Below are 13,827 nucleotides of genomic sequence, written 5' to 3' on the forward strand. Positions count from 1 at the left end.
GTCGGCAGTGGGCAGTGTTGAGACTCAGAGTGGCGCGTCGGACCAGCGACTGTCAACCGCGGCGAGCCGCGCCTCCAGCGCCAAGCCATCGCGCAGCGATTGGTCGAGTCCTTCGTGCACGGCGCGCTTGGTGCGAGCCGCGAGTGACGGTTCGATCGCACTCAGACGATGTGCGAGTGCCGATGCTTCCGACTGCAACTCAGCCGTTGGAACCACCCGGGTGACCAGACCGAAGTGTTGCGCCTCGGTTGCGTTGAGCATGCGACCGGTCAGCACTAGATCGAGCGCGCGACCGAGTCCGAACAAGCGCGACGTGGTTTGCGTGCCGGCAACACCGGGAATCATTCCGAGTCGTGTTTCCGGCAAACCGAAGCGCGCGTTGTCGGCAGCGACGCAGAGGTCGCACAGCATCGCCATCTCGAAGCCACCGCCGACGGCGTAGCCGTGCACGGCCGCGATCGTGATCTGCGGCAGACTCTTCAGTGTACCCCACACGTCGCGCTGAAAGCGCACCGCGCGTGCGACAGTGGGCGACGGGGCGGTGCCGAACTCGCGTACGTCACCACCCGTGCTGAACGCCGGCCCATTGCCGCGCAGGATCATCACCCGGATATCCGGATCGTCGCGCACCGCCGTCAGCGCGGCAAACAACGCGTCGCGCATCGCGACGTTGTACGCATTGAGGACGGCGGGTCGGTTGAGCGAGACGATCGCCACCGGCCCGTCGGTCTCGTAGAGAACCGCGGGCATGACGCTTCCGTTCCCCCTCACGGCGGATCAGGAGGCAGACTAGTCGCTCGACGGCAGCGGCTTGGCTTCCTTGATTTTCATCTCCTGTCCGCAGCACTCGACCGCGCCGGTGCCCGGCTTGTTGCACAAGGCCTCGGTGCCACAGGTCGCGCACAGGTATCGTTTGCCAAGTTGGTTTGCCATGAGTCACCTCTCTTCAACTGTACTGGTCATGATCGATAGAACGGTCGCGCTGTAATGGTCAAATCGATTGGTTGATCGTTGACGCCGGCCTGCAACACGGTGCCGATATCGCCCGCGCTGCGATGCACGTAGCCGAGGGCGATGATGGAGGAAAGCGCGGGTGACGCCGCCGCACTGGTGACATGGCCGACGTCCTTGCCGTCGCGGGTCAGCGTCGTCCCTGCCGGCGGAACGATCGATGCCTCCCCGACAAGTCCGGAGAGTTTGCGATTCACATGGCCGCGCGCGGCGACGCGCTCGACGACTTCTTGGCCAAGATAGCAACCCTTGCTGAAACTGATCGCGTCGTCGAGGCCGACTTCCATCACCAGGGTCTCTTCGTCCATATCGAGTCCGTACCAAGGAATGCCGGCTTCGAGTCGCAGTACGTTGAGGGCGTCGAGCCCCACCGGTGTCGCACCCGCCGCAGTCAATCGTTGCCACACGGTCGCCGCGTTGGCGCGAGCGCTCAGCAGACGGAATCCCGTCTCGCCGGTCTGACCGATCGCCACCACACGAACGGTAACGCTGTCGATCGTGATCTCGCGATGCTGATACGGTTGCAGATCGGCGAGCGTTGCGCCGGTGACATCGGACAGTAACGGAGCGGCGCGCGGCCCTTCGATCGACAGCAACGCGTCCATGTCGTCGCCGATCGCCAGCTCCACGTCGTCAGCGATGATGAAGCGTTCGAGCGCTTTCCGCACCGCGTCGACGCGTATCGCCGGAACGTCGAGCAGGACACGGTCGGCGAGTACGAAGACGTACAAATCCGCGACCACTCGGCCTTGGATGGTGAGCAGCGCCGCGTGCGTGCCGCTCCCGGGCGCAAGCTGTTTCACGTCATTGGTGAGCTGGCCTTGTAGGAACGTGATGCGGTCTTCGCCGGTGACGGCGATGAGACCACGATGCCGCGCATCGAGAATACCGACGGCGCGGCGGACAGCCTGCCATTCGCGCTGTGGCGATCCGAACGCGCGCGGCACGCGCACGCCGAACGTGTCGTCACACGTAGCACCGGCTGCCGCCTGCGCTCGGTCGAGATCTGCCCAGCTCATTGATCGAGGGTGGTAACAAGAAACCCAAGCGAGCGAAAGCGTGGCGTCGGGCCCCTATGACAACGGAGTTCACCTCGGCGATAGAACAGTAGCTTCCGACGCTCGTCGGTTTCCGCCGCTCGGATTGCCCGCTATGATCCGCGCCCATGAAGATAGTGTCGGCCCGCGAGGCGATTCGTGCAATCCCCGACGGCGCGCGTGTCGTGTTCCCTCACGACGCCGTTGAACCGACCGAGATCTATCAAGCCTTCGCTGCGGAGTACCAGCGCTTCACCGCGCTGCGGCTCTACTCCGGCCTGCAGTTCGGCAGCTATCCGTTTCTTCAGGCCGGTCTCGGGACGCACTTCAGCTACACGACCTGGCAAGCGTCGCCGAAGCTGCGACCGTTGGTGCGAGACGGCCGCATCGAGATTCTCCCGCTGCGCTACCGCGACGTGCCGCGCATGGTTGCGCGCACCGGGACAATTGTTCCCGATGTCGTGGTGGCGCAGGTCAGCAAACCACGTCATCACGAAGTGAGCCTCGGGATCGCGTTGAGCTTCTACCGCGAGCTGATCGACAACGCATCGCTAGTGATCGCTGAAATCAACGAGCACATGCCGTGGACGCGCGGGCCGACGCGCGTGCCGATCAGTGCGATTGATCTGGCTGTGGAGTCGTCGCATCCGCTCGGCGAGTATCGATTTGCGCAGAAGAGTGCGCGTGATGAGCAGATCGTCGAGAACGTGCTCGGGGTGATTCCCGCCGGCGCGTGGGTGCAGTTCGGCGTCGGGGCCATTCCCGACGCGGTCCTGAGCCGGCTGCACGAGATTCGCGGTGCCAACGTGTTCTCGGGTATCGTCACGGACGGACTGCTCGACTGCATCCGGCGCAGCCGGCATCGCGTGCGCGTCATCACCGGCGAAGCCGGCGGCACCCGGCCGCTATACGATTTCGTTGGCGAGTCGGCGCAAGTCGAGTTTCAACCGGTGAGCGTCACTCATAGCGTTGCCGAGCTGGCGAAACGCGCGCCTTTCGTGTCGGTGAACTCGGCGATCGAGGTCGATCTCTCCGGCCAGATCAACGGCGAGACGATCGATGGCGTGCAGGTCAGCGGCGTCGGTGGCAGCCTGGACTTCCTCGAAGGGGCCGAGCACTCGCGCGGCGGCGCGTCGATCATCGCGCTGTCGTCGACAACCGAGGACGGCACTCGCTCGAAGATCGTTGCGCACCTCGGCGAGCAGACGCCGGTGACGATCCCGCGCTTTTGCGCCGACTACATCGTCACCGAGTACGGCGCCGCGCGCTTGCGCGGCAAGACGCTGCGCGAACGCGCCGCGGCGCTGATGACGATCGCGCATCCGGATTGGCGCGACCGCTTGACGGCGGAAGTGTGAAGCCTCCCATCACGGGAGGTCGTTGCGGTCGACTACCTCGATATCGACCGCCATGGTGTTGTTGGCAGTATCGGCGCCGTCATCGACGGCGTTGAAGGCGGCGGTGTCGACGGCATCCGCTTCCACATCGACGCTGCAGCGAAATGGCGTCGTGGCGGTGACCGACAAGACGGCTTCGACGGGAAACTTGACCGTGAAGCTGCCGTAGACCCTTCCGCCCCTGGGGACCGTCGCGGTGGCTTGCAGCCCGGGGACGAGTGAGCCGGCATTGGAATCGACCTGCGTCACCGTGCCGGCGGGACACGAGCCGTCGGTAACGGCCAACGAGTAGTCGCGAGTTGCCGGGGCGCTTGCACCGAATTCAATGTTCGACACCGCCACGCGCACGGTGCGCGATACGGACGGTTTGCCCTTGGTCATGAAGAGGCGGACTGGATAGAGTACGCCGACAGAGAAATCGGGTCCCTGCGCGCGGGTCTCCGCGATGCCGTTGGGTCCGGAGTTGACGACGATGGTGTTCTTGTTGCCGCAGGCAGCGTTCACGGCGAGGACTTGGACGTCGTCGCCCGCGGCGACGTTGTTGGCAGTGGTTTCGACAACCTTGTTCGGCCCGCACCGAATCACAGCGGTCGTCGCCTTGGCGGTGCCGGCGGCTTGGATTTGCACATCATCGCCGGCGGCGGTGGTGCTGGCGATGCCGTTGCCGCCGACCGTGACGCACGTCGCGTTGGCTTGCCCGGCGCCCGGGGCGAGTACGGTCGAGTCATCGACGGCCGCGGTTGTGTTGGCGACGCCATCGGCGCCGGTGTCGATCACCGGCGTATTCGCGTTCGCGCAGCCGGCCGAGACTGCCACGAGTTGCACATCGTCGCCCGCGGCGGTGGTATCTGCGGTCATGTTAGTGCCACATCTGATCTCGGCCTGATTGGCCAATCCCTTGCCGGCCGTGATGACTTGCACGTCATCGGTTCCCAGCGGCACCGTGGTTTCGCACACGCCATTGGCGCCACTGTCGATGACCACCGCGCTCTGCAGGCCTTTGCCGGGTGGGATCACCTGGATATCAGCGACGACGCGTGAACCGGACGCCAGTGCCAAGAGTGTGGCGATGATCGAGGGTCGAACGACCGATTTCATTCATCCTCCTTCAATCGGGCAGCGACCATAGACATCGCTAGTGTTATGGTCGCCGAGATCGCACGAGTCGTCAATCGAGAATGTGCGAGCACCGCATCTGCGAGCATGCGTTGACCGAGTATGTACGTGTGCTCTAAATGCCTCGCACAGGGAGGGCGCGATGCAAATCCAGAAAACCGGGATCGTTATGGTCGGTGTGATCGGATTGCTGGCGATCGCCGGCCGAAGTCAGTCGGCGCAGCCGCAGTGGGCGCCTAACGACTGGGCGAAGGAGGAAACGCTGAAGCTCTGCACCAACGACCCCGGCGAAGGGGAATACTGCTTTAAGGTTTGGCTAGTTGTGGTCGATGGCGATGTGTACGTGCGGCTGGGCTCGAAGGCTGCCGACCGCATGAGCAAGAACGCCACCGGAATGAGCTTGCCGGTCGAGATCGCCGGACATCGATTTGAGCACGTGCGCGCGACAGAGGCGCCAGACAAGGTCGAGGGAGTCAACAAAGCCATCGGCGAGAAGTATTGGAGCGACGTATTCGTGCATCTCATGAATCACCCGCTGACGCTGCGGCTGCGGCCCGAGGACGCGGCGGCCTCACGCTGACATTCCCGGCTGATTGCGCTAGTGAAGGAAGACTCTCGCCGCCAGGGCGGGAGGAAAACACGGAATCGAGGTGTGAGCGCAATGGCAGAACTGAAACTTCCTTCCGGTGGCGACCGTATCCGCGTGCGTGACGGCAAGCTGCAGGTTCCCGACAATCCGATCCTCCCATTCATCGAGGGCGACGGTACCGGCCCCGACATTTGGCGCGCGAGCCAAGCGGTCTTCGACGCCGCGGTGCAGAAGGCCTCCGGCGGCAAGCGCCGCATCGTGTGGATGGAGGTGCTCGCCGGCGAGAAGGCGTTCAATCGCACCGGTAACTGGCTGCCCGACGAGACCGTCGCCGCATTTCAAGAACTCATCGTCGGCATCAAGGGTCCGCTGACGACACCGATCGGCGGCGGTATCCGCTCACTCAACGTCGCCTTGCGGCAACTGCTCGATCTGTATGTCTGCTTGCGGCCGGTGCGCTACTTCACCGGCGTGCCGAGTCCGGTGAAGCGTCCCGAAGCCGTCGACATGGTGATCTTCCGCGAGAACACGGAAGACATCTACGCCGGCATCGAGTGGCAGTCGGAGTCGTCTGATGCGCGCAAGATCGTCGCATTCCTGCAGAAGGAAATGGGGGTCAAGAAGATCCGCTTCCCCGAGACCAGCGCGATCGGGATCAAGCCGGTGTCGCGCGAGGGCTCGGAGCGCCTGGTGCGCGCCGCGATCGACTACGCCCTGCGCCATCAGCGCCGCAGCATTACGTTGGTGCACAAGGGCAACATCATGAAGTTCACCGAGGGTGCGTTCCGCGATTGGGGCTACGCGCTGGCGACGCGCGAGTTCCGCGCGCAAGTGATCACGGAACGCGAGAGCTGGATTCTTGGTAACCGCGAGGCCAAGGCCGATATTTCGGCCGAAGACAACGCGCGCGCCATCGACCCGGGCTACGACCTGATGACGCCCGATCAGCAGAAGACCGTGCTCGCCGACGTCGAAGCGGCGCTCACGCTGTGGGGCACGCACGGCAACGGCCAGTGGAAGAAGAAGCTGATGATCCGCGATGCGATCGCCGACATCACGTTGCAGCAGGTGCTGACGCGGCCGCGCGAGTTCGACGTGATTGCGACGTTGAATCTCAACGGCGACTATCTCTCCGACGCGCTGGCCGCGCAGGTCGGTGGCATCGGCATCGCGCCCGGCGGCAACATCAACTACGTCAGCGGGCATGCGATCTTCGAAGCCACGCACGGCACCGCACCGAAGTACGCCAATCTCGATCAGGTCAACCCGGGCTCGGTGATTCTCTCCGGCGAGATGATGTTCCGCCACCTCGGCTGGGACGAGGTCGCGGATCTCATCATCAAGGGCGTGGAAGGCGCGATCACGGCCAAGACCGTCACCTACGACTTCCATCGCTTGATGGAGGGGGCCACCAAAGTGAAGTGCTCGGAGTTCGGCCAGGCGATCATCAAACACATGTGAGATGACAGTAGGCAGTAGGCAGAGGGCAGTAGGCAGTGCGGAATGTGGAATGATTGACCCATCTGCCACCAGCGATCTGCCATCAGCCATCGGCCATCAACCAATCCGATGGCCCTGCTGAGCATTCTGGCGGCGAAGGCGCAGCGCGGCGAGCAGATCTTCACCGCAGAGATCAGTCCGCCGCGCTTGTACCTCGAAATCGATCGCATCGTCGGCATTGCGCGGCGCTTGCGTGCGCTCGGGCTCGACGCCATCGCTGTTACCAATTCGACCGGCGGCGGCTACAAGTTCAGTCCGTGGGCGATCGTCGAAGACATTCAGCGGGCGATGGGGCACGTGCCGCTGATCATTCATCTGACGGCGCGCGACGAAGGCTCGGCGCGCAGCGTCTACTACCACTTGCACGAGATGTCGCTGAAGGGCGTGCGCGACGTGCTGATCATCCGCGGCGACCCGTCGCCCGGTAACTCGAAAGTGCTCGACTCGTACCGCTTCAACACCACCGATCTGGTCCAGATGGTGGCCGGCTATCGCGCCGGCACGTTGATCGACGGTTCGCAGAGCGAACCTTTGCCGACGCTCGACGTCTTCGTCGCCGCGCATCCCGAGTTCCCCGAGCGCGCGCTCGATAAGCACTTCCGCTTCCTGCGTGGGAAGATCGATGCGGGCGCGAACGGGTTGATTGCCAACATCGTCACCGACGTTGACGGGTTTGTCCGCTATCGCGACCGCGCGGTCGCTGCGGGAATCACGTGCCCGATCGTGCCGTCGCTCTTGCCGCTGAACAGCGCGCGTCGCTGCGACTTCTTGAGCGCGCAACTGCACATCCCGGTTCCGCCTGCGGCGGTCGAGCAGCTCCGCAGTGCCGATCGCGATCGCGCGCATCAGTTTGGACTCGACGATCTTGTCACCAAGCTCCGTCGTCTGGTTGCCGAAGGGGCTCCCGGAGCGAACTTCAACATCGTCGTCCCCAGCGATGCCGAGGTGATCGTTGAAGCGCTCAACGCGTTTCGCGGTGGCGGTTACCGGCGATCACGCTGATTCATTGCCCGACGCATGTGCCCGATGGGCACGGCGTGGCAACCACACGGAGAAGGACGATCCCTTGCCGACTTCGCTGTCGACCGTGATGGTGCCGCTGAGCATCTCGACCAGGCGCCGCACGATGTAAAGGCCCAGGCCGGCGCCGCCGCTGCGTCGCGTCGGCGAGTGGTCGACTTGCCGGAAGGGCTCGAAGATGAGCTCGAGTGCTTCGGACGGAATGCCGATGCCGGTGTCGCTGACGCGGAACTCGACGCCGCCGTCGCGTGTGTGTGCGCACACCGTGATCTGGCCCTCGTCGGTAAACTTGATGGCGTTGCCGATCAGGTTCTTCAGCACCATGCGCAGTTTGACCGGATCGGTCGACAGGGTGATGGGCTCGCTGCTGACCTCCCACTGCACCGCAAGCTGCTTCTTGCGCGACACCGCTTGCATCTCGGCACCGACCTCATCGAGCAGCGTGTCGATCGCCACGACTTCCTGGTTCAAGGGCACCTGCCGGCTCTCGAATCGGCTGAGATCGAGCGTTGCGTTGACGAGATCGAGCAACTCCAGAGCGTTCTTGTTGGCGCGACGCAAGATGTCGGCTTGTTCATCTGAGACCGCGCCAAACGTGCCGTCGAGCAGCAACTCATTGTAGCCCATGATCACGGTCAGAGGATTGCGCAACTCGTGCGACATGGTGGCGACGAAGTCCGAGCGGAAACTGTCGGCGCGCTCCAGCTCTTCCACCAGCCGCGCGTTTTCCAGCGCGAACGAGCCGAGCTGCGCGATGCCGCGTGCGATGCGCAGCTGCTGCGGTGTGAACGACTCGTCGCGACTGAGGTACGAGGCGCTCAGCACGCCGATGAGTTCGCCAGCGCGTCGCAGCGCGACAAACATGATGGCGTTCGTCCCTCCGGGACGGAACATCGCCAGCGCGCGCCGGCCGCGAGCGTCGGCGCGCCGAACCTGCACGAGTTCTTCGCGCTCGAGCTGCTCGTGCAGCGGCCGAATGAGGGCCAGTGGAAACTTCATCACCCGCATCGCTTCCCATTGCTCGGGCGTATGCCCGTGGCCGGACATGGGAACGTAGGCCTCTTCGCCGGGCTGCCACAGGTAGATGTGACTCGCATCGCAGGGCAGCACCTCGGTGGTGAGTCGACACAGCCGCTCCAGTACCACTGGGGTGGCCAGCGATGTAATCATTTCGCTGCCGACCCGAGCCAGTGCGGCGGTGACGTCGACATCTTCGCGCAGTTGTTCGCGCTGGACCTGTAGCGCGGCTTCGATTCGCTTCTGTTCGGTGAGATCACGCGCGATGCCTTGGACGCCGACGGGCACGCCAGCGCGAAAGATCACGCGGCTGTTGACTTCGAGCGGCACGCGCCGCCCGTCTTTGGCGACAATCTCCAACTCGTAGGTCGCCGTCGTCGTCTCGGCCCCAGCGCGCAGCACCCAGGGCAGAACCGCGTCGAGATACTCGGGCGGCACGATCTGCGCGATGTTCATCTGCAGCGCTTCCTCGCGACTGTAGCCGCTGATGCGCTCCGCAGCATTGTTGACGGCGGTGAAGTTCCCGGCGAAATCGTGGGTGTAGTTGAGGTCCTTCGCGTTATCGAACAGCTCGCGATAGCGCTCTTCGCTTTCGCGCAAGGCTTCTTCGGTGCGTTTGGCTTCGGTGATGTCGCGCGCGACGGCGTACGAGGTGCCGTCGACCATGCGCGACCCGCTCCACGACAGCCACCGATAGGAGCCGTCCTTGTGGCGATAGCGATTGACGAAGTGGACGGGTTGAGTGTCTGCTTGGCGAAGGGCGCGGGTAGCCGCTACGTCGTCGGGGTGGACGAACTCGATCCACGGCCGCGCCCGCAGTTCATCCAGGGTCCAGCCCAGGCATCGAGTCCACGCAGGGCTCAGCTCGTGGAAGCGGTCGTCAGGCTCGGTGGTGGCGAGCAGTTCCGGCGAGAGCGCAAAGAAGCGGTCGCGATCCATGCGGCGTGCCTACGGACTTCTTGTAACACACGCGTGCCGCCTTCGAGAGGGGCCGCGTCGAAAGGGCCTAGGCTCCCCGCATCAGGTGGAGGAGGGCGCCAATGAGGCCACCCAGCAACAACAGCGCGTTGGCGATGGCGGTCAGCAGGGCGCCGGTGGAACGCTGCTTGGGATCAGCGACGTAGCCACGGGCATAGATGGCACGCGCGGCGATGAACACCAGCCCGAGCGCCGCACCGATTCCGGCGCTCACATACGTTGCGAACATCCACAACGCCGGGACAAATATCACGAGCTGTTCGAGCGTGTTCTGGTGCACACGGAAGTGGCGTTCGAAGATCGGGTGGCCGATGGTGGCCGGCGCCTCGACGCCATAGCGTCCACGCGCTTGTCCAACCTGCACGCCGAGGACGAAGTACTCGATCAATGCCAACGCAGCTACGATCGCGACTGCTTCCATATCAACCCCCTCCGGTTCTGGGCGCCTTTACTCGGCGCGCGTCGTCACGTGTCACTTCACCGCAGCAGGCGCGCCAGTGCCATTTGGTGCTGGCCCTCCCAGCGTTCTAGGCGGGCGCGGTAGCGGGCGCGCAGAGCGGGTGCGCCGGCGGCGATGTCGTTCTGTTCGCTCGGATCGCCGTGTCGATCGTACAGTTGCTCGGCATCGACGTGCGGCGTGTAGACGTAGCTGTAGTGGGCGTCGCGCAAGCCAAACCGCGCCACGCCGTTCTCGGTAAAATTCATCACCGTACGATTCGGATCCTCGCGCAGCAGCGACATGCCGTCCCCGGGTTCGGCGTCGGTCATCCCGAGAATGTCGAGGATTGTCGGTTTGAGATCGACCTGCGAACCCAACTGCGCGATCCGTGGCGGCAACCCGAGTCGGCGGGGGTGCAGAATGAAGCACGGGATGTGGACGTTCTCTTCGTAAATCGCTCCGGCATGGCCGAAGGTGTTGGGATGTTCGCCGAAGGCCTCGCCGTGATCGCCGAGGACGAGCAGGAGCGTGTTCTCGGCCACCCCCGTCTCCTTCATCCACTCATACAACTCGGCCAGCAGGCGCAGGTTGTAGTCCACCAAGCGATCGTACGCCTGGTGATCATCGCCCGCGGCTGACTCGCCAGGAATCATGTCGATCGAGTAGGGGTGGTGCGGGTTGCTGGTGGCGGCGATGATGAAGAACGGTCGCTGATCGCGCGCGCTGAGCGTTCGCTTGAGTTGATCGAGCAGCAAGCGATCGTCGTAGCCCCACGGCAGCAACGCGTAGTGCTCCTTGTCCGGCCAGTCGTTGGAGTCGAGCACCTCGTCGAAGCCGCGCGCGGCAAAGCTGCGCACGTCGTCGTAGTTGAGGTCGGCGGTGACGAACAAGTGCGTCGCGTAGCCGGCGCGACCGAAGATCTGCGCCATCGAGTCGGCCACCACCGCTTTGCCCGCACTGGTCCAGAAGGCCCCGATGTAGGGATAGACGCCGTAGAGGATGGAGAACATCGCGTGCGCGGAGGTGGGCACCGGCGCGTACACGTTGTCGAACACGACCGCCTCATCGCGGAAGCGCAGCAAGCCGCGGCCTGCGGGTGCGGCGAGGTTGTAGAGTGCAACGCTCGACGAGCGCGTCGATTCGAGCAGGAAGATGAGCACGTTGGTCGGCCGCTCGGTGGCGTGATAGCGCTGGTGGGCGGCGGTGACTTCGGGTGCGACGGCGAGATCGGAGCCCAGATTGCTGGCTTGCCAAACGTGTTCCTGCTGATTGCCGGCTACTAACCATAACAGCGGGTGCGGTGTCAGCATCGCATCATTTATGATCGGCTTCGGTGCCGCAATGGCGAACGACGCGGTGACCAAGAGCCCGACCAACGTCGCGATGCCAAGTGGTCTGGCCCACGACCAGTCGAGCCGCCACACGAACGGACCCAAGCCGTATCCTATCGCGGCCAGTTGCAGCCCGGTTGTGACCTCGGGGACTTCGAGCACATTCGCCGCCGTCACGATGTGGCGAGTCCAACCGATCATCCGCACTTCGTCCGGCCCGAGTGGCGTCATGAAGAGCGCGAAGTGTGCGAGACCGAAGATTTCGACGATGGACAATCCCGGCAAGATGATCAGCCCGAGCGTCCAGGCGACGGTGCGCGATGCGACGCCGGGACGCGGCACGGTGCGGCGCCACAGCAGCACCATGATCACCAGTGCCGCAAACACCGAGATCTCCTGCCCACAGAAAAGCAGCAGGTGCGAACAGTTGGCGAACAGGTGGCCACCGGCGAACCAGGCCGATCCGTACTCCGCCGTCAGTCGCATCTCACTGAACTTCACGTACAGACTGACCAGGAAGAATGTGACGAGCTGACCGAGGAGCCAAGTGAACGGGCGCGCCAACACCGCGCGATAGCGCTGCCAGCAACCGGCGACCCAAGCGGTCGCCGAGGATACGGCGGTGATCATGAAAGTGTGGGAGGGTACTGCGAACCGACCGAATTGGTCAAGCGCGACCACTCGGCCGCAACGCGGACATCTCGCCAACGTGCCCGCGCACTCGCCGTATCTTCAATGCCGTACGCCGCGGACGTCGAAGTAGACCACCCGTTCGCGTTCACAGAGGTGACATTCGAGGTGGACGACGCGCAGTTGGCCGCGGGAGCCTTCGCCGCGTATGGAGAAGCGGCCACCGCATTGACACTGTTCGCGCAGCAGGGCGGCGTCAATCTCGCCGTAGTCGGCGACCGCGATGGGGTTGTCCTCGTTGCGGCCCGGACGCCTCCCCTCGCGGCGCCATATGCGCGCCTTGCGCCAGCCCACAACCAGTACGGCCAGCAACACCGCCAAGCCGAGCGCGCTACCGATCACGTGCGCGCTCCTCCCGCGTGTTGAACTCGCGGCGCGGCGTGCACCGGACTAGGGCAGGTCTTTGAGGCCCGCGCGAGGTGCGCCCACCAGTGCCACCATCTTCCCCTCGGGCGCCTTGTTTTCATGCATGAGCTGATGGGACAGGGGGATTTCATCGAATTTGAACGTACGCGCCAAGCAGGGATCGATCTTGCCGTCGAGCACGAGCTGATTGAACGCGTAGGCCTGATCGTCATTGGCGAAGTGGGATCCTTGGAAGCGTTTCTGCCGCATCCAAAGATAGCGCAGATCAGCGACCGCGTTGTAACCGGTAGTGCCGGCGCAGATGACCACCATACCGCCGCTGTCGCAGACGAAGATCGACGTCGGAACAGTGTCCTCACCCGGATGCTCGAAGACGATGCGCGGGCTGCGGCGTTCGCCCAGGACGTCCCAGATCGCCTTGCCGAACGCGCGGCACCCCGCCGCCCACTTGGTGTACGCGTCGGTGTCCTTCCAGTGCGGCATCATGCCCCAGTGGCTGAACTGCTTGCGGTTGATGCAGCCCTTGGCGCCGAGCTTCATGCAGAAATCGAACTTGCGATCGTCACCGACGACGGCGACCGGAACGCCGCCTTGCGCCTTGACGATTTGAATCGCCATGCAGCCGAGGCCGCCGGACGCGCCCCACACCAGTACGACGTCGTTCGGTCGTACCGTGTGCGGCGGCCACGCCATCAGCATGCGATAGGCGGTGGCGCCGACCAGCGAGGGCGCGGCGGCTTCTTCCCACGTGAGGTGCTTGGCCTTCGGCATGCACTGATGCGCCTGCACTTTGGTGAACTGCGCGAAGCTGCCCCAGTTGGTCTCGTAGCCCCAGATTTTGAACGACGGATCGAACATCGGATCGTCGCCCGCCTTCACCGCCGCGCAGTCGCGCTCCCACACGCCGCAATGGATGACGACCTGATCGCCGACCTTCACGCGGGTCACGTCGCGTCCGACCGCGTAGACGATGCCCGAGGCGTCGCTGCCGCCGATGTGAAAATCGCTCGGATCGTAATTCGACTTCTGCCGCGCGGCGATGACGTTGACGGGTGAGCCGAGCGCGGCCCACACGTTGTTGAAGTTCACGCCCGCCGCCATCGTGTACACGAGCGCTTCGTCGGGCTTGAGATCGGGCACGGCGACCTTCTCCACCTGGAACGCTTTGGTCGGTTCGCCAAAACGATCGGCCCGGATGAGCTGGCCGTACATGTACTTGGGAACCTGACCTAGCGGTGGGACTTCGCCGATCTCGTAGAGGTCCTTCGCGCTCATGTTGAGAGTCCTTTCATCTTTGCGGGCCCGACCGCGCACGATCTACCGTGGCGCGTAGGTG

13 protein-coding genes are annotated in these 13,827 nt (G+C 64.1%); 4 read left to right on the forward strand and 9 right to left on the reverse strand.

Features of this window, described 5'->3' with window-relative positions:
- Window positions 1-24: 24 nt before the first annotated feature.
- The 3 genes from HYR72_19380 to HYR72_19390 are packed head-to-tail and all read right to left on the reverse strand — an operon-like array spanning window position 25 to window position 2,030.
- Complete coding sequence (locus HYR72_19380) at window positions 25-750, reverse strand: enoyl-CoA hydratase/isomerase family protein (GenBank protein ID MBI1817141.1); 726 nt, start codon at window positions 748-750, stop codon at window positions 25-27.
- Window positions 751-789: 39 nt separating this feature from the next.
- Window positions 790-933: a hypothetical protein gene (locus HYR72_19385; protein ID MBI1817142.1), complete on the reverse strand. Its 144-nt coding sequence runs from the start codon at window positions 931-933 to the stop codon at window positions 790-792.
- A 26-nt stretch (window positions 934-959) separates the two neighbouring features.
- Window positions 960-2,030, reverse strand: coding sequence for an aminomethyl transferase family protein (locus tag HYR72_19390; GenBank protein MBI1817143.1), 1,071 nt, complete (start codon window positions 2,028-2,030; stop codon window positions 960-962).
- Window positions 2,031-2,176: 146 nt separating this feature from the next.
- On the opposite strand from HYR72_19390, the gene HYR72_19395 reads away from it, so the two are divergent.
- A complete protein-coding gene (locus HYR72_19395; GenBank protein ID MBI1817144.1) occupies window positions 2,177-3,406 on the forward strand; it encodes a hypothetical protein in 1,230 nt (409 codons plus the stop codon).
- A gap of 9 nt (window positions 3,407-3,415) precedes the next feature.
- Here the strand turns inward: HYR72_19395 and HYR72_19400 are convergent, their stop codons facing one another.
- Entirely contained in the window at window positions 3,416-4,543 is a 1,128-nt protein-coding gene (locus HYR72_19400) for a hypothetical protein (protein ID MBI1817145.1), read from the reverse strand.
- Between the two features lie 160 nt (window positions 4,544-4,703).
- Here HYR72_19400 and HYR72_19405 point away from each other — a divergent pair, with 160 nt between their 5' ends.
- The 3 genes from HYR72_19405 to HYR72_19415 all read left to right on the forward strand — a co-directional run bounded on the left by HYR72_19405 (window position 4,704) and on the right by HYR72_19415 (window position 7,652).
- Window positions 4,704-5,141 (forward strand): hypothetical protein, encoded by a 438-nt coding sequence (locus HYR72_19405; protein MBI1817146.1) that lies wholly within the window; start codon window positions 4,704-4,706, stop codon window positions 5,139-5,141.
- An 81-nt stretch (window positions 5,142-5,222) separates the two neighbouring features.
- Window positions 5,223-6,611: an NADP-dependent isocitrate dehydrogenase gene (icd, locus tag HYR72_19410; protein ID MBI1817147.1), complete on the forward strand. Its 1,389-nt coding sequence runs from the start codon at window positions 5,223-5,225 to the stop codon at window positions 6,609-6,611.
- A gap of 108 nt (window positions 6,612-6,719) precedes the next feature.
- Window positions 6,720-7,652, forward strand: a complete 933-nt coding sequence (locus HYR72_19415) for a methylenetetrahydrofolate reductase (GenBank protein ID MBI1817148.1) — start codon at window positions 6,720-6,722, stop codon at window positions 7,650-7,652.
- Here HYR72_19415 and HYR72_19420 read toward each other — a convergent pair.
- From HYR72_19420 to ccrA, 5 genes are all read right to left on the reverse strand, one after another.
- The gene (locus HYR72_19420; protein ID MBI1817149.1) at window positions 7,644-9,626 is read right to left on the reverse strand and encodes a PAS domain S-box protein; all 1,983 of its coding nucleotides are present in this window, start codon (window positions 9,624-9,626) and stop codon (window positions 7,644-7,646) included. The two genes, HYR72_19415 and HYR72_19420, sit on opposite strands and share 9 nt — an antisense overlap.
- Window positions 9,627-9,693: 67 nt before the next feature.
- On the reverse strand, window positions 9,694-10,086 hold the full coding sequence (locus HYR72_19425) for an MAPEG family protein (GenBank protein ID MBI1817150.1): 393 nt from the start codon (window positions 10,084-10,086) through the stop codon (window positions 9,694-9,696).
- Between the two features lie 56 nt (window positions 10,087-10,142).
- Complete coding sequence (locus HYR72_19430) at window positions 10,143-12,065, reverse strand: sulfatase-like hydrolase/transferase (protein MBI1817151.1); 1,923 nt, start codon at window positions 12,063-12,065, stop codon at window positions 10,143-10,145.
- A 102-nt stretch (window positions 12,066-12,167) separates the two neighbouring features.
- The gene (locus tag HYR72_19435) at window positions 12,168-12,467 is read right to left on the reverse strand and encodes a hypothetical protein (GenBank protein MBI1817152.1); all 300 of its coding nucleotides are present in this window, start codon (window positions 12,465-12,467) and stop codon (window positions 12,168-12,170) included.
- Window positions 12,468-12,515: 48 nt separating this feature from the next.
- A complete protein-coding gene (ccrA, locus tag HYR72_19440) occupies window positions 12,516-13,766 on the reverse strand; it encodes a crotonyl-CoA carboxylase/reductase (protein MBI1817153.1) in 1,251 nt (416 codons plus the stop codon).
- Between the last annotated feature and the right edge of the window lie 61 nt (window positions 13,767-13,827).

It is taken from the genome of Deltaproteobacteria bacterium (assembly GCA_016178705.1).
Taxonomy (GTDB): domain Bacteria; phylum Desulfobacterota; class Binatia; order HRBIN30; family JACQVA1; genus JACOST01.